The organism is Paenarthrobacter sp. PH39-S1 (genome assembly GCF_030063245.1).
Lineage (GTDB): Bacteria > Actinomycetota > Actinomycetes > Actinomycetales > Micrococcaceae > Arthrobacter_M.
Map to the genome: position 1 here is coordinate 1 of NZ_JASISR010000037.1, position 20,385 is coordinate 20,385.

The following is a 20,385-nucleotide window of genomic DNA, read 5'->3' on the forward strand; positions in this document are numbered from 1 at the left end:
AAATCCTGGAAGGTTCCGCCGCCGACCCAGCACACCAGCCCCGGCCGACCATGTCGGCATCAACCTCCCCGAAACAAGAACAGCCACGCTAAGCGCCAAGTGACTCCATACAGCTTGACATTTTTCGTAGCCGCCATTTTGGTGGCCGAGGCATGCAACGTCGGACTAACACCGGTGGTCAAAGACGGCCACCCCGCACTGACGCGTGGACGCCTTACCCACGTCGATCAAAACTATGTGCGCGCCGCCGTCGATGGGATGCGGTTCGTGGTTCCGGTGGCCACCGTCAATGCCGGGGCGAATCCGCGCTACTTTAGTCAGGGCCGCGGCCTGACCTGGCTGACCTATCTCAACGACCAGGCCTCAGGCCTGGGTGCCGTCGTTGTCCCGGGGACGGTCCGCGATTCCCTACACATTCTGGATGGGCTGCTCGATCTTGACGGGGGCCAGCGCACCGAGGTGGTCGCCACCGACACGGCCTCCTACTCGGATCAGGTTTTCGGGCTCTTCACCCTGCTCGGATACCGGTTCTCGCCCCGCCTGGCCGGGCTTCCTGACCAACGGTTCTGGGGCGTCAATACCACAGCTGACTACGGGAAGCTGAACGCGGTCGCCGGCCGCAACTGGATCAACATGGACCTTATTACGGCATTACGGCGAACTGGCCTGACATGCTGCGTCTTGCATGAACTTTGACTGCCGGACCGTGCGCGCCTCGGAAGTTCTGCGGGTCACTCAGGGCGGCGGGACACCAACCCTGCTTGGAAAAGCGTTGGCGGAGTACGGCAGAATAGCCAAAACCGAGCATCTGCTGGACTTTATCGATGTTGACGAGGGCTACCGCCGGCAAATTCATACCCAGCTGACGCTGCAGGAATCCAGACACGCCCTAGCCAGACTCATCTTCCACGGCAGGAGGGGCCAGATACGCCAGTCCTACCGGGAAGGCCAGGAAGGCCAGCTCGGAGCCCTAGGATTGGTCCTAAACGCCGTCATTCTATGGAACACCCGCTACCTGGACATGCAACGCCTATCCCGTCCCGTTTGGGGAACCATCTGTGGGATGCTGAGCTGACAAGAGTTCACTGTCATCTGGTCGCGCGGCGTCGACAGTGTGTTTCACGTCGCCATCGGTATTCCGTACGTGAGCATCGATGATGGACCAGACCGACAGGATAGGTATCTGCGAGTCTGCATCGCGCATAACACGTTTGGGAGGCTCGGATGCGTTCGCTGATACGCGTACTCCAGTTCGTTACCATCATCTGCGTCGCGCTGGTGTTCGGGCTGACGCTGACACACGTGCTGCAAGCGCCCGGCAGCCGGGCATTGACGGGTGCCGAATGGCTGACGGTACAGAACACGTTCTACGGAGGCTTCGCGACAGTCGGCGGCACATGCGAGGTTCTTGGCGCCGTGAGTGCCGGCGCACTCGCCGTTCTCAGCGTGCTGAGCGGCAAACGACGCGACGCGTTGATCGTGGGGATTGTCTGCCTCTGCTTGATTGGGACGCTCATCGTGTTCTTCGTCGGCAACCTACCGGTCAACGCGAGAGTCGCCGTGTGGAGCCCGGACACCCTTCCCGCTGACTGGCGGGACTACCGAAACACCTGGGAAACCTCTCACGCGATCTCGACGCTGCTGTCCGGGATTGGCTTCCTGGTCCTGACGGGGTCGCTGGTGTGGTCTCGTAAGAGGGCAGCAGCCGGCAGTCACCACGCAAGGTGACACTGCGGCTGGCGGCACCGCGCGGACCGGTCGAGCCCATCGTCGCGATTTGGCACGCGATCCTTGAGACGGCCAGAGACGCTGCGTGACGATAGAGCATAGGGCGATCCCGGGGCCGACGGCTACATGAGGCTGAACCTTCGGAAGCCACTATCATGGCCATCCGAGGAAAGAAACCTCGAATACCCGTTCGCGTTCGCACTCGTCGCAGCCGTGCCGCTCGTCCCCACCCCCGCCAGCACAGTGACCGCCCAAACCTGCCCGTAAGCCGAACTCTCAGCGGGGCTGCAACCTGCCAGGGCGATCTCGCTGAGGGATCGTCGACGGCCACCCGCGGCGTTCATCGCGTGTAGGGCATCCATCGCGGTAGTACGACGGTCAAGCTTGGGCGAGCGATGCCTTCTCTCGTGGACCGACCGATCTGTGACCGTACGGAAACACCCAACGGAACGTGCCGAGCAACGGGCACTGGCACCAGCAATCGGTACTGCATCCGCACCTGTGGAATCCAGCCGTCTCCGCCAGACGAGTAACTATGGCCACCAAGACGTACGCGCCGATGACCGCTCCAAACCAACGCATCTTCCGAGAGTAACTCAGACACCGCCTGGTGTCCGGGAAGCCGAACACTGACCGGACGCAGGGGAACAACACACCTCTACGGAGTCGGCCCACCGGCGACAAGCACAGCGCCGGGTCGCACGCTGACCCGGCGCCGACACTGCCAGCCTCCCGGCCCCGACATCCGTGGTCCCATAGGATCCCTGTATGACACCCAATCGAGGGCTCGCGCTCTTCAGGTTCTGGTTTGCCCTCCTCGGATTTCTGGCCGTACTTTTTCAGCTGACACACCTGCTCCAGAATGTTCCCGGCGCCTCCGCGGGGAACTTCTTCAGCTATTTCACCATCGAATCAAACATCATCGCCTTCATCACCCTGGCGATCGCCGGCCGGTACGCGTGGAAAGGCGAAAGCCCCCGCTGGCTTGAACTCCTGCGCGGAGCTGCGACCATCTACATGACCATCACGGGGATCGTTTACAACCTTCTGCTGAGCAACATCGACGTCAACACCCCGATCCCCTGGATCAATGTCGTGCTGCATTACACCATCCCGACAATCATGGTGATCGACTGGCTTGTTGACCTGCCCAAAACCAGGGTCCCTGTCCGCACCTCGCTGATCTGGCTCGCGTTCCCCCTGCTCTACCTGATATACAGCCTGGTCCGCGGTCCCATCGTCAACTGGTACCCCTACCCATTCCTGGACCCCCGGGTCAGCGGTTACGGAACCGTCGCCGTCATGTCGCTGGTCATCGCGGCAGCAGCCTTCCTCTTCGCCCTCATTGTCGCGTTCTCCACGCGACTTCACATCGCCCCGACACCTGCGGGAGTCACCGGCACCACCGCCGCACCCCCTCAACCCGACGCCGGCACCATCAACTAAGCACCGGTCATTCAGAAGAGACCCGGCTGTTTCCGCCGGGTCTCTTCTGTCGCAGGACCCTGACCCGACACGGACCGGGGGCGTTCCTGGCGAGCCGATGTCCCGCTTGAGGAACGCTCTGCGGGCGGCCGATAACCGAGGGTCGCTGTTGACCGCCAGCCGCCGGTAAACGCATAGTTGAGTATGGTCGGCGGATGGACGCACGGGGAACCGGGGCAGCCGTTTAGTGACGGGGTAATTAGACTACGCCTGCCAGCGGCTGCGGACACGGAGTCAATCATCGGCTTCGCCGCATTGCCGGACGGTCTTGATGGTGGATGGCTGCCGCTGGCGTGGCCAGGCGGGCGGCTCGGCTGGCTGCCAACTGGTTGATCCGCAGGCCCGACGTCGATGAGGTCGAACTGCAGATCGGCAGCAGCAAAACTGGACAGTCAGCGAGTAGCCCTCAGCGCGAGTTTCGTGCCGTCCGGCACAGTGCGTGACATCGTCCGCCACACCGGTGAAGGGTGGGAGGACCTTCGATTCGTTTACGCACCTGAGGGCTGAACGGACGTCCCGGTCGTCCCCCAAACCGATGGCAGGGTTCAACGCGATGCGACTTGTTTGTCCCGCTCCTCGTCCTCCAGCCCGGCCGGCCAACGCCAGGGGAACAGCCGGTGCCGGCGGCCGACCACTGGGCTCCTCCAGGCCACCCGCGTTCCACTTGCGGAACCCTTACCAGACACCCGCCGACTCACGCCACGTGCGTCGGCCTGGAGGTCAGGACCCTTGCGGCGGTTTGGGTGGGTGGCCAGAACTTCCGTTCCGGATCTTCCGGGCTCATGAGGGCGACGCTGTTGCCGTCAGGATCATCGACGATCGCGTAACGGGCACCCCAGAAGGCGTCATAGGGCTGTTGGTGGCCTTCGTATCCTGCGCTGGTCAACTCCGTGTAGATCTGGTCCACGGCCTCGCGCGTCGGTACGGAGAAGCCGAGCACCGCACTGCCCCCGGTGGTCCCGTTCCAACCCGAGTCCCATTGGGGTACGAACTCGACGCTGTCCCATTCGATGAGCATGCCGTTTGGTAGTCGGGTAGCGACATGCGGGACTCCCGGCCGGCGTCGATCGGCAGGCCAAGGCGACGGTAGAAGGCGACAGCGGCATCCATGTCCCGAACCACCAGATTTAATTGGCCCAAGACGGGCTCGTAAGACAGCACACACCGCCTCCTCTCCGTTACCACAGCGTCTGCGCAGGTGGACCGGACGGGAACATCAAGCGACCGTCCGTAAGGGGAACCCCGTTGCTCCGACATTATTGGTCCAGCACTTTTGGACGACGGTTCCGCGCACTTTTTGGACGACGGTCCAGCACTTTTGACCGACCGTTGACCGGCAATTCAAGGCAGCCACGGAACAGCATCTGCCCTACCTTTGATAAGTAAGCTCCGTCGCGATGTCCAGCAGTTCCCTTGCAGAGTCAGCCCAACTGAACCGGGCGGCCTGCCGGACTGAGTCCACGGAGCACTGACTCCAGACGTCGGGATCGGCCAGGGCAAGGACCTGGGATGCGAAGGCTGCGGGTGAATCGGCCGGGACGTAGCTGGCAGCGGTGCCGCCCACCTCCCGGAAGATCGGCGTGTCGCTCACCACCACGGGCGTTCCGAGCGCCATGGCCTCCACCAGGGGCAGCCCGTAGCCCTCCGCCTTGGACAGCGTGACGAGCGCCGTCGTGCGCAGCAGCAGCTCGTCGTATTCGGCATCGCTCACACCGTTGTGGAAGATAACCTCCGCACCGGTGGGAATCAGCCACTCCAGTTCGGTGCGCCGCGGCTCCGTGATGCGGCTGAGCAGATGCAAGGCGAAGCCGTCCAACTCTGCCATCCCCCGGATCAAGGTCTCAACGTTCTTGTACGGCATGAAGGAACCCATGTAGATCAGGGTCTTTTCCGGCGCCGTACCAGGGTTGCGGGGCATGCGGTCAGCCTGCGGAGCGTTGCCCACTATCCGCACCGGCCTTTTCGTCAGTTGGTGCCGGTGCATCAGTGCCTCGGTGGTCCGGCTGATGGTGGCGACCACATCCGCACGGTTGAGCAGCAGCCTCTGTGGCCAGTAGGCCTTGTGGTAAAGGCGCCAGAGCACCCGCACCGGTGCCGGCAGAAAGCCCGGCGGTGCGGGGTGCTCGTAGTAAATCAAGTCGTGCAGGGTGAGCACCAGCGCGTATCTGCGCCCCCAGCTGCCCATCGTCTGCATCGGGCAGAAGACCACGTCGGGAGCGAGTCTGTTCACCTGCCGGGCCACGAACAGCTCCCGCGGGGACAGCGGGCTGTTGATCTTCAGATAGGGAACGTCGGGCAGCAGTGCGAGCTGGTGTTCGTCGCTGATCAGCATGGTCACGTCCGCCAGAGGCGCGACGGCGGCAATCAGGCTTGCGCCGTAGCGGCTGATGCCGTCGTGGTGGTCAGTGCGGGTGAACCGGGCGTCGATGACGATCTTCAGTCTTCTGGCAGGAGGCACGGTCTCTCCTGACTCAAGGGGAGTTCTCATTCTGTGCCTCCTGCGATCGGATGCGCGGCCAGGAAGCCCGTAATCGCTGCGGCTGCCGGGACCGGTGTTTCATAGTGGATCAGATGCCCGACGCCGGGGATCACCACCAGTTGTCCGTCCGGCAACAATGTCATCAGTTTGTGCTGTGTGGGTAGGGTGGCGATCTCGTCCTGGGCTCCGGCGATCAGCAGAACTGGCAGGGTCAGTTGTGAAGCGACCTGGCGGACGGTCCCTCCCACGGAGGCGCGGAAGGATTCGAGCAGCATGCCGCGATCGGCGAAGAGCGAGAAGTAGGAGTAATGCTGTTGGTGGATGAAGCGCAGCAGCGCCTTGTCCTTGGTCTTGGCCATGGTGATGCTCATCAGGTGCACGATGGTCTTACTGCGCAGCAGCGCATTGCCGGCCCGGGCAGGCAGCCGGGCAGAGGCCAGATAATAGGACTCGGCCAGCTTGGACAATATGCCCTTGGGCCCTTCCAACGCGGGTGCGGCAATTGGGTTGATCAGGATAAGTTCGCTGACGCTCCCCGGGTGCTCTGCGACGAAGTGACTGGCGACAATCGAGCCGAAGGAATGTCCGAGCAGGACGGTGTCCGGCCCGAGCTGCAGGCCGGCCATCAGGTCTGCGAGGAACCGATTGTAGGACGGCACGTCATGGGGCGCGTCGGTGAGTGGGGCCGATGTGCCGAAGCCGGGAAGATCCGGCATGATGACCCGTAGACCGGGGAGTGCCTCCACCACCCGCTCGAGTCCGTGGTGGTCACCGCGGAAGCCGTGCACCACGAGCAATGTTCGTGCTCCCGGAGCCGCCGGCGCTGCGGAGTACTCCCAGTATTCGATCTCTGCGCCTCGGATCGTCATGGTGTGCCGGCTGCGCCGGCCGTCCAGGTCGACCGTGATGTCCCTAAAAGCCAAACCGTCCGTCGCTTTCAATTTACCCGTGCCGGGTCGGACCCGGCGCGATGGCCGCGGTCCAGGGCCGCAATGTCGGCCATCGCGCCGTCGTCGAGCATAAAATCAAAAATGTTCCGGTTCTCCCGGATCCGGGCCAGTGAACTGGCCTTCGGAATGACAATATTGCCGAGCTGAATGTGCCAGCGCAAAACCACCTGCGCCACGCTGCGTCCCAGCGCAGCGGCGATCCGGGCCAGCACGGGATCCTCCAGCAGCTGGCCGCGGGCCAGCGGGCTCCAGGCCTCCGTGCGGATCCCTGCCTCCTTTCCGAAGGCGCGCACCTCGCTCTGCTGCAGCCAAGGGTGCAGCTCCACCTGGTTGACGGCGGGAACGACGTCGGTGGCGTCAAGGAGCCTGCGCAGGTGCTCGGGTTCAAAATTGGAGACGCCGATGGCGCGGACCCGGCCGTCGTGGTAGAGCCGCTCGAGGGCCCGGTAGGTCTCGATGTACAGGTCCTGCTCCGGGCAGGGCCAGTGAATGAGGTACAGGTCCACGTAGTCGAGCTCGAGTTTGTGCAGGGATTCATCAAAGGCCGCCAACGTGCTGTCGAAACCCTGGCTGTCGTTCCAGACCTTTGTGGTAACGAAAATGTCCTCCCGGCGCAGCGGACCGCCGTCGCCCGTGGCCTGCCGGACGGCTTGGCCGACACCTTCTTCATTGGCATACAGCGCGGCCGTATCGATGCTGCGGTAGCCGGCCTCCAGGGCCTGGGTGACGAGCGAAAAGCTGTCCGCGGCAGGTACCTTGTAGACGCCGTACCCCAGCTGCCCGATCTTCACGCCGTTGTTCAGGGTCACGTTGGGCACTTGTCGCATGGCTACGACTCTACCGAGTCGGAGGTCCGGATCGGTGCAACGCCGCCGGATCAGCCGGAGGTTGGAACAGGGCGACGGCGGGTGGCCGGGTAGGCCCGGCGGCTACGGCCTGCCGTTGACGGCAGCCGTGAAGGATGACGCCCCCAGTGAGTATCCTCAGCACGGGCCATTATCCTCACACAAGCTCAGTTAACTGTGTAAGCAAGACGGCCCCTATGAAGTCGTTGCTCGACGGGCGTAAAGTTGAGCCATGACTTGCGGAATCCGAGGTTGCCCGTCATGAGTTGTTTGTCATGCACGAGGTGTCTGTCATGACCAAGGTGTGGCTACGCTGGCTGCCGGCCGTTGCCGTGCCCGCTGCAATCGCCGCCGGTGCGCTGGTCGGGCCGTTTCAGGCGAGTGCGGCGGCCACTTTGCCGATAAAAACGCCGGAGCAACTGCTGGCGATGGTCGGTGCCAACACAGTGAAATCACTGTCGGGGACACTGGAGCAGACGTCGGAGCTGGGACTGCCGCAGCTGCCCACCACAGGCCCTTCGTCCAATGCAGGCGTGGCTTCGGCTCTCGATCTGCTCACGGGTCCGCATACCGCGCGGGTCTATCTGGCCGGTCCGACCGATGCCCGCGTGCAGGTGATGGATCAGCTGGCCGAGCGGGACGTGGTGCGCCACGGCACCGACGTTTGGCTCTACAGTTCAAAGGACAACTCGGCGACGCACGAGACACTTCCTGCCGCCGGCACGGACGGGAGAACGGCTCCCTCCACGCCTGAGCTGCAGACGCCGGATCAGCTGGCGCAGCGGATGTTGGCGGCCATTGATCCCGGTACGGAAGTGACTGTGGGGCAGGACACCGTGGTGGCGGGCCGGTCAGCCTATGATCTGGTGCTCAGCCCACGCAGCTCCGACACGCTCGTCGGATCGGTGTCGATTGCCGTGGATTCGCTCACCGGTCTGCCGCTGAGCGTGGAGGTGCAGGCCAGAGGTCAGGACAAGCCCGCCTTCCGGCTGGCCTTCACGGACCTCATCCTGCAGGCGCCGTCGGCTGACTTGTTCACCTTCACACCGCCGCCAGGCGCCAACGTCACGCAACGGTCGCTCCCGCAGGGGGATCGGTTGCCGCCGGGACAGCCCGGTACGCCCGGCGAACAAAGTGGCAGCGCGGCCCCGCAGCACACGGTTTCCGGGACCGGTTGGGATACCGTGATCGGACTGCCGGCGGCCGCGGTGCCGGCCGGTCTGACGGCGTCGCCGCTGCTGGCGCAGGCGGCACGGACGGTCGACGGCGGCCGATTGGTTTCCACAGCGCTGGTGAACGTTTTGCTGACCAACGACGGGCGCATCTTCGCCGGATCGGTTCCGCTGGAGCTGCTGCAGGCCGCAGCCGCCGCCCGGTGACGGCCGGCAGCCCGTCCGCCGAACTGGCGATAGAAACCCGGGGGCTGACCAAGCGGTTCAGTCATCAGATGGCCGTGGACGGCATCGATTTGGCAGTTCCACGCGGTGCGGTGTTCGGTTTTCTGGGACCGAACGGGTCCGGGAAGACGACGACAATCCGGGTTCTGCTGGGGTTGGCCGCCGCCACGAGCGGGCAGATGCGGGTGCTGGGACAGGACATGCCGCGCAACCTTCGGGAGGTGCTGCCGCGGGTCGGTGCTTTGATAGAGGGTCCGGCGTTCTACCCGTTCCTGTCCGGCGCCGCGAACCTGCACCGGCTCGACACGGCCGACAGGGATGCACCGTCGGGAACCCGCGGCGCCCGCGTACACCGGGCGCTGGAGCGGGTCGGTCTGACGCAGGCGGCAGGCAAAAAGGTGCGTGCCTATTCGCTCGGCATGAAGCAGCGGCTGGGCATCGCGAACGCCCTGTTGGCTCCACGCGAGCTGCTCGTCCTGGACGAGCCGACCAACGGGTTGGATCCGCAGGGCACCCGGGAGGTGCGGGCCTTGGTGCGGTCGCTGGCGGCCGAGGGCACGACCGTCTTCGTTTCCAGCCACCTCCTCGCCGAGGTGGAGCAGATGTGCACGCATGCGGCCGTGATGAGCGCGGGGCGGCTGGTGGCGCAGGGCACTCTCGATGAGCTGCGGGGGGTGGGGGCGTCCCGGGTGCAGATCCGAACGCCGGACGCGGACGGCGCGCGCCGTGTGCTGGCGCGCCTGGGTCTCGCGCCGGAGCGGGCGGGTCAGCCGGATAACACGGGCGACGACGGTGACGGCCTGGTCAGTGCCGCGCTGCCGGACCACACCGCACCCCGGGACCCTGCAGTCGCGCCGGACCACAGCGTAGCGCCCGACCACACCGTCGTGCGTGACCACACCATTGTGCGTGACCACACCATTGAGCCGGAGGCAATCGTCGCCGCGCTGGTGGGCGCGGGCGTGCGGGTGCGCGGGTTTGCCGTGCAGGGCAGCAGCCTCGAGGACCGTTTTGTGGCCTTGACGGGGGAGGGGTTTGATGTTGCCCAGTGATTCGAGGGTGCCCAGTGATTCGAGGGTTCCCGATGAGGTGCCCAGCGATGTGCCCCAAGAGTCGACCAGTGACCCGCCGGGGGACCTCTCCTTTGACCCGCTGGTCCGCCACAGCCGCACCGCCCCAGGCTGGGAGCTGCTGGCGTCGGAACTGACGGTGCTGTTCCGGCGCCGCCGGACGTGGGCGATGCTGCTGGCGCTCGCGGCGGTTCCGGTGCTGATCGCCGTCGCAGTTCGGCTATCGTCCCCCGTGGCACCGGGACGCGGTCCGGCGTTCTTGGACCGGATCACCCAAAACGGCTTGTTCGTTGGTGTCACCGGGCTCGTGGTCTCGATCCCGCTCTTCCTGCCGCTGACCATCGGAGTCATCGCGGGGGACACCATCGCCGGGGAGGCAGGCCTCGGCACGCTGCGCTATCTGCTCGTGGCGCCGGCGGGGCGGGTGCGGCTGTTGCTGGTCAAATACGCCGGCGCGGCGGTGTTCTGCGTGGCTGCCACCGTGGCGGTCGCCGTGGCAGGTGTGGTGATCGGCGTCCTGCTGTTCCCTGTCGGCCCGGTAACGCTGCTCTCCGGCGACACCATCGGGGTCGGTCAGTCGGTGCTGCGGCTGTTGCTGGTGGCCGCTTACGTGACGGTCTCGCTGCTCGGGCTGTCCGCCGTCGGGCTTTTCATTTCGACCCTGACCGAAGTTCCCGTAGGGGCGATGGCCGCCACGATCGTCCTGTCGGTCGTGTCAGAGGTGCTCGACGCGCTGCCGCAGTTGGTGTGGCTACACCCGTGGCTGTTCAGCCACTACTGGCTCGGTTTCGCCGATCTGCTGCGCCAACCTGTCGCGTGGGGTTCTTTCGCCGACAACGCCTGGCTGCAGGCCGGGTATGTTGCTGTTTTCGGGGCGCTGGCGTACGGCCGGTTTGCCACTAAGGACGTGTTGTCCTAGGCCGGGCCACGGCCCTATGCCGAATATCCCCGACGCGGCGCTGACATGACATCCGGACCGTCAACGGCGTCCGGGTCCACGAGCGTCCGGGCGGTGGCCTCGTCCAGAATCAGGTCCGTGGCCAGTCCTGCGGCCAGCGCGCCACGCAGCCCGTTGATCTTGGATGCACCCGAGACCACGCAGACCCGTCGGCGCACGGTCCGGAGCATCTCCAGATCGGGCCCACTGGAGCGCCGGTTCACCACAATCCCGTCCTCTGATCCGTCCGCCCGGAAGAATACTGTGGCCACGTCACCCACCACAGCACTGGCGGCCAGCGAATCAAGGTCCGCTTCGTCCAGGTAGCCGCCGGAGTAGACGTGGCTTGGTATGTCCGCATCGATGGAACCGACGCCGAATATAGCCATCGTCATCCGGGCCTGCAGATCGAGGATCCGCCGCACGCTGCGTTCGGCCCACATAAGCGTCTTGGTCTCCGCATGGTCGAAGAACGCCGGAACGGGAAACTGTTCAACCTTGGCTTCATAGGCATTGCCGAAGCGGCGCATAATTTCGCTGGCGTAGGTGATGCCGGTGGTCTGAGTGTTTCCCGCGCCGTTGAGTTGCACGATGGTGCTCCCGTGCGTGATTTTGCGCGTCAGGTGACGGCTGACCGTACTGAGCGTGGACCCCCACGCGACCCCAATGATGGCGTTGGATTCCACCAGCGGTCCGATCAGCTTAGCCGCCTGGACACACACCCGCTCCAGCACCTCCGCTTCGTTCAGCGTATCCAGCACCGGCACCACATGCACATCAACCTTGAAGCTGCTCCGGATCACCCGCTCCAGTTCCGGCGCGCTGCCCTGCGGGCTGCGGATCTGGATCTGCACCAGCCCGCTCTCCCGGGCAGAGGCCAACAGCCGGGAGACGGTGGAGCGGGAAGTCCGCAGCTCGCGCGCTATTGCGTCCATCGTGAGGTCCTGCAGGTAGTACATCTGCGCCGCACGAAGGCTGTCTGACTGTTTTGTCCGCGTTACCGGCATCGGGGGGATTCCGTTCTGCACGTTTGTGCATACCTGTTGACTATATTTTCCAGCTGTCTCAACAATAGTGGGAGAAGGCGCCCAAGGGCGCGAACTTCGGGACTCGAAGGGGTCATCGCATTGAGTATCACTGGATCGGCCAGCCCATCCGCCGGCGACACCGCGCAAGACGCCACGGCAGACAATGCCACAACCCACAACGCCACAGGGCGGCCAGGGATGGACCACCTTCGCAGCAGGCCACACGCCCAGGTCCTGATCATCGGCGGCGGAATCAACGGCGTCGGTACTTTTCGGGACCTTGCCCTGCAGGGCATCGATGTGGTGCTCGTGGAGCGCGGCGATTACTGCCAGGGGGCCAGCGGCGCATCCTCGCATATGATCCACGGTGGCATCCGATATCTGGAGAATGGTGAGTTCCGGCTTGTTCAGGAATCCGTGGTGGAACGCAATGGCCTGCTCGCTATCGCGCCGCATTACGTCAAGCCGCTCAAGACGACGATTCCTATCTTCAGCACCACCTCGGGTATTTTGTCCGCGCCGCTGCGGTTCCTGACGCACAAGCGGGGCAAACACGTCGAGCGCGGCGCGTTCCTGATCAAGGCCGGGCTGACCTTGTACGATTCCTTCTCCCGTAACGGTGGATCCGTGCCCCGGCACCAGTTCATCGGGCGGACGAAGGCGCTGGCGGAGCTGCCCGCACTGAACCCGGGCATCAAATACGCCGCGACCTACTATGACGCGTCGGTTCACAATCCCGAGCGGCTGACCCTGGATGTGCTGCAGGACGGCCAAAAGGCCGGGGCCAACGGGACAGGTGGAGCCGGGAACAGCCTGGCGCGCGCCACCAACTACGTCAGCGCAACCGCTGTGACGGACGACGGCGTCGAACTTACCGACCAGCTCACCGGAGACACGTTCACTTTTACCGCGGACGTGATTGTCAACACCACCGGGGCCTGGGTGGACCAGACGAATGCGGCCATGGGGGCGGCTACGCGGTATATGGGTGGCACCAAGGGCTCGCATATTGTCCTTGACCATCCGGAACTGCTGGCCGCGTGCAACGGACGCGAGATCTTCTTCGAGCACACCGATGGCCGGATCGTGCTGATCTACCCGATGGGGGACCGGGTCCTGGTCGGCACCACCGATGTGGATGCGGATATGTCCGAGATTCCCGTGTGCACGCCGGCCGAGGTCGACTACTTCTTCGAGCTGATCGGGCACGTTTTTCCCGCGATCACCATTGGCCGGGAGAACATTGTCTACAGCTTTGCCGGTGTACGTCCCCTACCACGGCATGATGAGACCCAGCCTGGTTTTGTCTCCCGGGACTACCGGATCGAGCGCAGCGACCGGACCATCGCCGGGAAGGCCGTTCCGACGCTGAGCCTGGTGGGTGGGAAGTGGACCACCTTCCGGGCGCTGTCCGAGCACATGGCCAATGATGTTTTGGCGATTCTGGCAAAGCCACGCCAAGTCAGCACCGCCAAGCTGCCGATCGGCGGCGGAGCCGGTTTCCCCCGGTCGGACGCCGACATCGAGCAGTGGATCCGCACCCATGCCACCGGAACCATAGATGCCACACGGGTGGCTGTTCTACTGACGCGCTACGGCACCCGGGCCATGGATGTCATCGCCTATCTGCAGGCGGGCGACGACCACGTCTTCAGTTCCACCCGGGAGCTGAGCAGCCGCGAGGTCGCCTTCATGGCAGAACATGAGCAAATCGGGCATCTGATCGACGTGCTGATCCGCCGAACCTCGCTGGCATTCCGCGGATTGGTCAGCACGGAACTGATGACCGAAACCGCCGAGGCCCTGGGCGCGTCGCTGGGCTGGGATGCCGCCCGGTGCGCTGCGGAGATTCACCATGCCCAAGGTATTCTGGCCCGCTTCCATGGGGTCCAGGCGGAAAGCTTGATTGCCTGACCGCCTGGACGGGGCATGGGCACAAGATACAGGCCGTCAGCACTCGGGCCAGCCTGACAACAGAATATAGCCGGACAACAGAATAAACCCCACAAAAGAATAAACCCCACAAAAGAATAAACAGAGGAGTCAAAGATGTCTCTCGGAATTGTGTTCCTGTCTGAGGTGATGGGAACCATGATGCTTACCCTGCTGGGTTGTGGCGTCGTAGCGAACGTGGCGCTGAAGGGGACCAAGGGTAATGCCGGCGGGTTCCTGATGGTCAACTTCGGCTGGGGTCTTGCCGTGATGGCGGGTGTGTTCGTCGCCGCCAAATCGGGCGCCCAGCTTAACCCCGCGGTAACCATCGGCGTGCTGGTCAGCGGCGCGAAGGAATTCGCGCCCGGTGTTCCGGTGGATGCCGGCAGTATTTTCACCTCGCTGGGCGGCGAAATGCTCGGTGCCTTCCTCGGCGCGGTCGTGTGCTGGCTCGCATATAAGCAGCACTTCGACGCCGAGCCGGACGCGGCAGCCAAACTGGGCGTCTTCTCCACCGGGCCGGCCATCCGCAATTACGGCTGGAACGTGGTCACCGAAATCATCGGCACCTTCGTGCTGGTCTTCGTCATCCTGCTCTTCGGCAAGAGTGCCGCGAACCTTGGCCCGCTGCCGGTAGCCCTCCTCGTCGTCGGCATCGGCGCATCCCTCGGTGGACCCACCGGGTACGCCATCAACCCCGCCCGCGACCTGGGCCCGCGTATTGCGCATGCCTTGCTGCCGATCAGGGGCAAGGGCTCCAGCGACTGGAGCTACGCCTGGGTGCCGGTGGTCGGTCCGTTGATCGGTGGAGTGCTGGCGGGCATCGGCGTGCAGATCATGCCACTGCTGGTCAAGTAAACACAGGAGTACGTTAACAGCAGACCCACCTAAAAATGCAGGCATAGCAGAAGGAAACAACGATGTCTCAATATGTAATTGCTATCGATCAGGGAACCACCAGCAGCCGCGCGATCGTTTTCGACCACGACGGCAACATCGTCTCCAGCGGGCAAAAGGAGCACGAGCAGATTTTCCCCAAAGCCGGCTGGGTGGAGCACAACCCTGCCGAAATCTGGGACAACACCCGCGAGGTGATCGGGACCGCCCTGTCCAAGGCGAACCTGACCCGGCACGATATTGCCGCCGTCGGCATCACCAACCAACGGGAAACGGCCGTGGTCTGGGACAAGACCACCGGCACGCCGGTGTACAACGCGATCGTCTGGCAGGACACCCGCACGCAGCCCATCGTCGATGAGTTGGCGGCCGACGGCGGCGTCGAACGTTTCAAGCAAAAGGTCGGCCTGCCGTTGGCCACCTACTTTTCCGGCACCAAGATCAAGTGGATCCTGGACAATGTGGACGGCGCCCGGGAAAAGGCCGAGTCCGGCGACCTGATCTTCGGTAATACCGACAGCTGGGTGACCTGGAACCTGACCGGTGGAACCGACGGCGGCGTGCACATCACCGACGTCACCAACGCCTCCCGCACGATGTTCATGGACCTGGAAACGCTGTCCTGGGACGATGGAATCCTGGCAGCGTTCGGCGTTCCGCGCTCGATGATGCCCGAGATCAAGTCCTCCTCCGAGGTGTACGGCACGGTGCACACCTCGCAGCTGCTGCGGGAGGTCCCCGTGGCCGGCATCCTGGGCGATCAGCAGGCGGCAACCTTCGGCCAGGCGGCGTTTGAAAAGGGCGGTGCCAAGAATACCTACGGGACCGGTAACTTCCTGATCGTCAATACCGGCGAGGAGATTGTGCACTCGAAGAACGGGCTGCTCACCACGGTCTGCTACCGGCTCGGCGACGCGAAACCGGTCTACGCGCTGGAGGGTTCCATCGCCGTCACCGGGTCCCTGATCCAGTGGCTGCGGGACAATCTGGGGCTGATTTCCAGCGCCCCCGAGGTGGAAAAGCTCGCCCGCACGGTGGAAGATAACGGCGGCGTGTACATTGTGCCGGCATTCTCGGGCCTGTTCGCCCCGTACTGGAAGGGCGATGCCCGAGGCGTCATGGTGGGGCTGACGCGCTTCGCCAACAAGGGCCACATTGCCCGGGCTGCCTTGGAGGCCACCGCGTTCCAGACCCGCGAGGTGCTCGACGCCGCCAACGCCGACGCCGGTGTTGACATGGAGGACCTGCGGGTCGACGGCGGCATGGTCGCCAACGATGCGCTGATGCAGTTCCAGGCCGACATCCTGGGGATCCCTGTCATCCGGCCGAAGGTCACCGAAACGACCGCGCTCGGTGCGGCCTATGCGGCCGGGCTCGCCGTTGGCTTCTGGAAGGACACCGAGGAGCTGGCCAAGAACTGGTCCGAGGACAAGCGCTGGGAGCCGAATATGGACGCCGGCGAGCGGGACCGGCAGCTGCGGTTGTGGAAGAAGGCGGTCACGAAGTCGATGGACTGGGTCGACGACGACGTAAGGTAAGTGTTCGGCGCCGCTACGCGGCGGCGGACCGCTGATTTCCCGGCGACTGGCCTCGTTCCTCGGCCTCTGACGTCGCCTACATAAATCAGCGGCTCCGCCGCCGCTGTCTCCTCGTTGGGGATTCTGACGTCGCCTACCTAAGTCAGCGGCTCAGCCGCCGCTGTCTCCTCGATTACGGATTCGGCCGATGCGGTAGTCTGGCTGTATGGCTTACTTCCTTGGCTAGCCCCTTGCTGCGGCGATTTGCTGCGTCGAGGGGCTTTTGTGCGTGAAGAAGCCAATCCGCCAACAGGCCAATCATGAGTGTAAAGGCAGGGTACGTGAGCGTGCAGTCCCGGACTGAGGCAGAAAAAGACGAGCAGGGCGTCTATAACTTCGCACAGATGGAGGCCAAATGGCCGGCCGTCTGGGACGACCTAAAAATCTTCGTGCCGCTGGACGACGGTTCTAAGGAACGCCGGTACGTGCTGGACATGTTCCCCTACCCCTCCGGCGATCTCCATATGGGGCATGCAGAGGCCTTTGCGATGGGCGATGTAGTGGCCCGGTACTGGCGTCAGCAGGGCTTCGACGTGCTGCACCCGATCGGCTGGGATTCATTTGGACTGCCCGCCGAAAATGCCGCGATTAAGCGCAACGCCCATCCCAGCGAGTGGACCTACGCCAACATCGACACGCAGGCCGCGTCCTTCCGCCGGTACGCCATCTCCGTTGACTGGTCCCGGCGGCTGCAGACCTCGGATCCGGAGTACTACCGGTGGACCCAGTGGCTGTTTAAGCGCTTTTACCAGCGTGGCCTGGCCTACCGCAAGAATTCCCCTGTTAACTGGTGCCCGAAGGACCAGACTGTGCTGGCCAACGAGCAGGTGGTCAACGGGGCCTGCGAACGGTGCGGCACGCAAGTCACCAAGAAATCCCTGAACCAGTGGTACTTCCGGATCACCGACTACGCTGACCGGCTGCTGGATGACATGAACGAGCTCAAGGGGCACTGGCCCGAGCGTGTGCTGGCGATGCAGCGCAATTGGATCGGCCGTTCCGAGGGTGCACACGTGCGTTTCGTGATCGAAGCGACTCCGGATCAGCCGGAGCACGAGGTTCCGGTCTTCACCACCCGGCCGGACACGCTGTACGGGGCGACCTTCTTCGTGGTGGCCGCGGATGCGCCGCTGGCCGAACAACTGGTGTCCTCCGAACACGCCGCGGCGCTGACCGACTACCGCGAGCAGGTGAAGAAGCTCAGCGAAATCGAGCGCCAGTCCACCGAACGTGAGAAGACAGGTGTTTTCACCGGCCGCTACGCCGTCAATCCGCTCAACGGCGAGAAGCTGCCCGTTTGGGCCGCTGACTATGTGTTGGCCGACTACGGCACCGGCGCCATCATGGCCGTGCCGGCGCATGATCAGCGCGACTTGGACTTTGCCCGGACCTTCGATCTGCCGGTCCGCGTGGTCCTGCAGACCGGACAGGATGACCCGGCCGTCTCCGGCGTTGCCACTGCCGGTGAGGGCACGCTGGTGAACTCGGGGGAACTGGACGGCCTGCCCAAGAGCGAGGCGGTTCCGGCCGCCATTGACATCCTGCGGCGCCAGGGCACGGGGGAGAAGTTCGTCAACTTCCGGCTGCGCGACTGGCTCCTGAGCCGGCAGCGTTTCTGGGGCACGCCCATCCCCATCATCCATTGCGGCGCCTGCGGTGAGGTGCCGGTTCCGGATGATCAGCTGCCAGTCACCCTGCCCGCGGACCTGCGCGGTGAGGACCTCTCGCCCAAGGGCACGTCCCCGCTGGCCGCGGCCGAGGCATGGGTCAACGTCGACTGCCCGCAGTGCCACGGTCCGGCCAAACGGGACACCGACACCATGGACACCTTTGTCGACTCGTCGTGGTACTTTTTGCGCTTCGTCTCTCCGGACTACACCGGCGGCCCCTTTGATCCGCAGAAGGCCGATGAATGGATGCCGGTGGGGCAATACGTCGGCGGGGTGGAGCACGCCATTCTGCACCTGCTGTACGCGCGGTTTTTCACCAAGGTCATCCATGACATGGGAATGCTCGACGCCGACGAGCCGTTCAGCGCGCTGCTGAATCAGGGACAGGTGCTGAATGGCGGCAAGGCCATGAGTAAATCTTTGGGCAACGGCGTGGATCTGGGCGAACAGCTGGACAAATACGGTGTCGACGCCATCCGGCTGACCATGATTTTTGCGGGTCCGCCGGAGGATGAGGTCGACTGGGCGGATGTTTCCCCCTCGGGTTCGGCGAAGTTCCTGGCCCGTGCCTGGCGTCTTGGCAATGACGTCACCAGCAGCCCGGGGAGCGATCCCGCTGCGGGGGACCGCGCCCTTCGCTCCATCACTCACCGGACCATTGCCGACGCGGCCGAACTAATGGAACACCACAAGTTCAACGTCGTGGTGGCAAAGCTGATGGAGCTCGTCAATGCCACCCGGAAGGTCATCGATTCCGGCGCCGGCGGAGCGGACCCGGCCGTTCGCGAAGCAGCCGAGACGGTTGCCGTCGTCCTGAGCCTTTTTGCGCCTTACACGGCCGAAGATCTGTGGAGTGCGCTGGGACATGAGGCGTCGGTTGCCACCGCCGGCTGGCCAGCCGTGGATCCGACCCTGCTGGTGCTGGCGACGGTGACGGCAGTGGTGCAGGTGCAGGGGAAGGTCCGGGACCGGCTGGAGGTGTCACCGGATATTTGCGAGGACGAGTTGCGCACGCTGGCACTGGCTTCCGAGCCTGTACTTCGTGCCCTGGATGGACGCGGGGTGCGTACGGTGATCGTGCGGGCGCCTAAACTGGTCAACATCGTTCCGGCCTAGACCCGCGGGCCGCCGTACGCCGGTGCTTTTCACTGCTGTCCGTTCCGCGGGATCCTCCAGCGGTATGGGCAGCGCCAGATAAGGAAGGCATGAGATGCCGCAGCGCGAACCGGCGGTCCTGACCTGGCTGCGCGATCAGCTGGCCCGGAAACGGCCCGGTCAGGAGCCCGTGTCCGCCGTGCACCCGTCGGTGGCCGTCATCACCGATTCCGCGGCGGCGCTTCCGCTCGACTGGACCGGATCCCTGCCCGACGACGGCCGGCTGGCCATCGTGCCGATGCCCGTTCTGGTGGGTGATGAGATCTTTGGCGAGGGCGTGGACGATCTCGGCGAATCGATCGCGTTGGCGTTGGCGGCCGGCAAACCGGTGCGGACATCGCGCCCCTCACCGGGTCAGTTTGAACGGGCCTTTCGTTCCGCCCGCGCGCGCGGCTTCGAGTCAGCGGTTTCGGTGCACATTTCCGGCGCCCTCTCCGGCACGGTGGAGGCGGCCTTACTGGCGGCCTCCCGCACGGATTTTCCCGTCGAGGTCATCGACAGCAGAACGGCAGGCATGGCGCAGGGATTCGGTGTCCAAGGAGCGCTGCTGGCCGCCGCCTCGGGCTTGGACCGCGCCGGCGTCGCCGCGGCTGCGACGGCCCAGCTGGCCGCGGCCCGGATCTACTTTTATGTGCCGAGTCTTGACCAACTCCGGCGCGGCGGCCGGATCGGTGCTGCGGCCTCGTTGCTGGGAACCGTCTTTGCCATCAAGCCTCTGCTGTCGGTGCAGGAGGGGCGGATCATCCCGCTGGAAAGGGTGCGCTCGTCCGCCCGGGCCGTTGCCAGGCTGGAGGAACTGGTGCTCGCTGACATCGCGGCTCGGCCCGCCGGGATGGCCAAGGCAGCCGTCCACCATTTCGGGAATGAGGCGCAGGCACGGGAGTTCGCCGGCCGCCTGGCCTCCGGAGTACCGGAGTTGTCCGAGATCATGGTCACCGGGCTGCCCGCCGTGCTGGCTGCGCATGCCGGGCTCGGTGTCCTCGCCGTCATTGTGGGTGAGGACCGTGCGGATACGGTCGTGTAGCCCAAGTACAGGGACCGATCCCACCGGACCGTTTTGCGTCCCCGACCGCCAATCGGCTGACCGCCCCTGCCGCACGAAGGTAGGTTAATCGGTTCCGGCTTGTCGCCTGGATATGAACGTGCCGCAGGGATACCAACGTGCCGCATGGCTACGAACAAGAAGGAACTGTTCGGCGTCTTCGCGGCCCCTGTTCTTGAACTGGTCCTGCACA

15 protein-coding genes and 1 pseudogene are annotated in these 20,385 nt (G+C 64.4%); 11 read left to right on the forward strand and 5 right to left on the reverse strand.

Annotated features, from left to right (window positions below):
• Positions 1 to 126: 126 nt before the first annotated feature.
• From QMG52_RS18145 to QMG52_RS18155, 3 genes and pseudogenes are all read left to right on the forward strand, one after another.
• Positions 127 to 1,015, forward strand: a pseudogene (locus tag QMG52_RS18145) (Tn3 family transposase); the annotation flags it as partial.
• A gap of 209 nt (positions 1,016 to 1,224) precedes the next feature.
• Entirely contained in the window at positions 1,225 to 1,728 is a 504-nt protein-coding gene (locus QMG52_RS18150; RefSeq protein ID WP_283561831.1) for an anthrone oxygenase family protein, read from the forward strand.
• 768 nt (positions 1,729 to 2,496) lie between these two features.
• Positions 2,497 to 3,174, forward strand: a complete 678-nt coding sequence (locus tag QMG52_RS18155) for a Pr6Pr family membrane protein (RefSeq protein ID WP_283561832.1) — start codon at positions 2,497 to 2,499, stop codon at positions 3,172 to 3,174.
• A 733-nt stretch (positions 3,175 to 3,907) separates the two neighbouring features.
• On the opposite strand, the gene QMG52_RS18160 is transcribed toward QMG52_RS18155, so the two are convergent.
• The 4 genes from QMG52_RS18160 to QMG52_RS18175 form a co-directional block, all read right to left on the reverse strand.
• Positions 3,908 to 4,378, reverse strand: a complete 471-nt coding sequence (locus tag QMG52_RS18160) for a VOC family protein (protein ID WP_349361755.1) — start codon at positions 4,376 to 4,378, stop codon at positions 3,908 to 3,910.
• Positions 4,379 to 4,582: 204 nt separating this feature from the next.
• Complete coding sequence (locus tag QMG52_RS18165) at positions 4,583 to 5,653, reverse strand: glycosyltransferase family 4 protein (protein WP_283561853.1); 1,071 nt, start codon at positions 5,651 to 5,653, stop codon at positions 4,583 to 4,585.
• A 44-nt stretch (positions 5,654 to 5,697) separates the two neighbouring features.
• The gene (locus QMG52_RS18170; RefSeq protein WP_283561854.1) at positions 5,698 to 6,561 is read right to left on the reverse strand and encodes an alpha/beta fold hydrolase; all 864 of its coding nucleotides are present in this window, start codon (positions 6,559 to 6,561) and stop codon (positions 5,698 to 5,700) included.
• Positions 6,562 to 6,629: 68 nt separating this feature from the next.
• On the reverse strand, positions 6,630 to 7,469 hold the full coding sequence (locus QMG52_RS18175) for an aldo/keto reductase (RefSeq protein ID WP_283561834.1): 840 nt from the start codon (positions 7,467 to 7,469) through the stop codon (positions 6,630 to 6,632).
• A 311-nt stretch (positions 7,470 to 7,780) separates the two neighbouring features.
• On the opposite strand from QMG52_RS18175, the gene QMG52_RS18180 reads away from it, so the two are divergent.
• The 3 genes from QMG52_RS18180 to QMG52_RS18190 all read left to right on the forward strand — a co-directional run bounded on the left by QMG52_RS18180 (position 7,781) and on the right by QMG52_RS18190 (position 10,873).
• Positions 7,781 to 8,866 carry a LolA family protein gene (locus QMG52_RS18180; RefSeq protein ID WP_283561835.1) on the forward strand — a complete coding sequence of 362 codons (1,086 nt, stop codon included), beginning with the start codon at positions 7,781 to 7,783 and terminating at the stop codon, positions 8,864 to 8,866.
• Positions 8,867 to 8,934: 68 nt separating this feature from the next.
• Positions 8,935 to 9,936: an ABC transporter ATP-binding protein gene (locus QMG52_RS18185; protein ID WP_434621440.1), complete on the forward strand. Its 1,002-nt coding sequence runs from the start codon at positions 8,935 to 8,937 to the stop codon at positions 9,934 to 9,936.
• 100 nt (positions 9,937 to 10,036) lie between these two features.
• A complete protein-coding gene (locus QMG52_RS18190) occupies positions 10,037 to 10,873 on the forward strand; it encodes an ABC transporter permease (RefSeq protein ID WP_502920569.1) in 837 nt (278 codons plus the stop codon).
• Between the two features lie 14 nt (positions 10,874 to 10,887).
• Here QMG52_RS18190 and QMG52_RS18195 read toward each other — a convergent pair whose 3' ends face one another.
• On the reverse strand, positions 10,888 to 11,826 hold the full coding sequence (locus tag QMG52_RS18195; RefSeq protein WP_502920566.1) for a sugar-binding transcriptional regulator: 939 nt from the start codon (positions 11,824 to 11,826) through the stop codon (positions 10,888 to 10,890).
• Positions 11,827 to 12,117: 291 nt separating this feature from the next.
• Here QMG52_RS18195 and QMG52_RS18200 point away from each other — a divergent pair, with 291 nt between their 5' ends.
• The 5 genes from QMG52_RS18200 to QMG52_RS18220 all read left to right on the forward strand — a co-directional run bounded on the left by QMG52_RS18200 (position 12,118) and on the right by QMG52_RS18220 (position 20,174).
• Positions 12,118 to 13,833: a glycerol-3-phosphate dehydrogenase/oxidase gene (locus QMG52_RS18200; protein WP_283561855.1), complete on the forward strand. Its 1,716-nt coding sequence runs from the start codon at positions 12,118 to 12,120 to the stop codon at positions 13,831 to 13,833.
• Between the two features lie 135 nt (positions 13,834 to 13,968).
• Complete coding sequence (locus QMG52_RS18205) at positions 13,969 to 14,709, forward strand: MIP/aquaporin family protein (protein ID WP_283561839.1); 741 nt, start codon at positions 13,969 to 13,971, stop codon at positions 14,707 to 14,709.
• A gap of 62 nt (positions 14,710 to 14,771) precedes the next feature.
• Positions 14,772 to 16,286: a glycerol kinase GlpK gene (gene glpK / locus QMG52_RS18210; protein ID WP_283561840.1), complete on the forward strand. Its 1,515-nt coding sequence runs from the start codon at positions 14,772 to 14,774 to the stop codon at positions 16,284 to 16,286.
• A gap of 320 nt (positions 16,287 to 16,606) precedes the next feature.
• Positions 16,607 to 19,111 carry a leucine--tRNA ligase gene (leuS, locus tag QMG52_RS18215; RefSeq protein WP_502920567.1) on the forward strand — a complete coding sequence of 835 codons (2,505 nt, stop codon included), beginning with the start codon at positions 16,607 to 16,609 and terminating at the stop codon, positions 19,109 to 19,111.
• A gap of 94 nt (positions 19,112 to 19,205) precedes the next feature.
• Positions 19,206 to 20,174: a DegV family protein gene (locus QMG52_RS18220; RefSeq protein WP_283561842.1), complete on the forward strand. Its 969-nt coding sequence runs from the start codon at positions 19,206 to 19,208 to the stop codon at positions 20,172 to 20,174.
• Positions 20,175 to 20,385 lie beyond the last annotated feature (211 nt).

Coding starts and splice junctions, on each gene's coding strand:
- QMG52_RS18150 (WP_283561831.1), top strand. CDS start 1,225: ATGCGTTCGCTGATACGCGTACTCCAGTTCGTTACCATCATCTGCGTC.
- QMG52_RS18155 (WP_283561832.1), top strand. CDS start 2,497: ATGACACCCAATCGAGGGCTCGCGCTCTTCAGGTTCTGGTTTGCCCTC.
- QMG52_RS18170 (WP_283561854.1), bottom strand. CDS start 6,561: ATGACGATCCGAGGCGCAGAGATCGAATACTGGGAGTACTCCGCAGCG.
- QMG52_RS18175 (WP_283561834.1), bottom strand. CDS start 7,469: ATGCGACAAGTGCCCAACGTGACCCTGAACAACGGCGTGAAGATCGGG.
- QMG52_RS18180 (WP_283561835.1), top strand. CDS start 7,781: ATGACCAAGGTGTGGCTACGCTGGCTGCCGGCCGTTGCCGTGCCCGCT.
- QMG52_RS18185 (WP_434621440.1), top strand. CDS start 8,935: ATGGCCGTGGACGGCATCGATTTGGCAGTTCCACGCGGTGCGGTGTTC.
- QMG52_RS18195 (WP_502920566.1), bottom strand. CDS start 11,826: ATGGACGCAATAGCGCGCGAGCTGCGGACTTCCCGCTCCACCGTCTCC.
- QMG52_RS18200 (WP_283561855.1), top strand. CDS start 12,118: ATGGACCACCTTCGCAGCAGGCCACACGCCCAGGTCCTGATCATCGGC.
- QMG52_RS18205 (WP_283561839.1), top strand. CDS start 13,969: ATGTCTCTCGGAATTGTGTTCCTGTCTGAGGTGATGGGAACCATGATG.
- glpK (WP_283561840.1), top strand. CDS start 14,772: ATGTCTCAATATGTAATTGCTATCGATCAGGGAACCACCAGCAGCCGC.
- QMG52_RS18220 (WP_283561842.1), top strand. CDS start 19,206: ATGCCGCAGCGCGAACCGGCGGTCCTGACCTGGCTGCGCGATCAGCTG.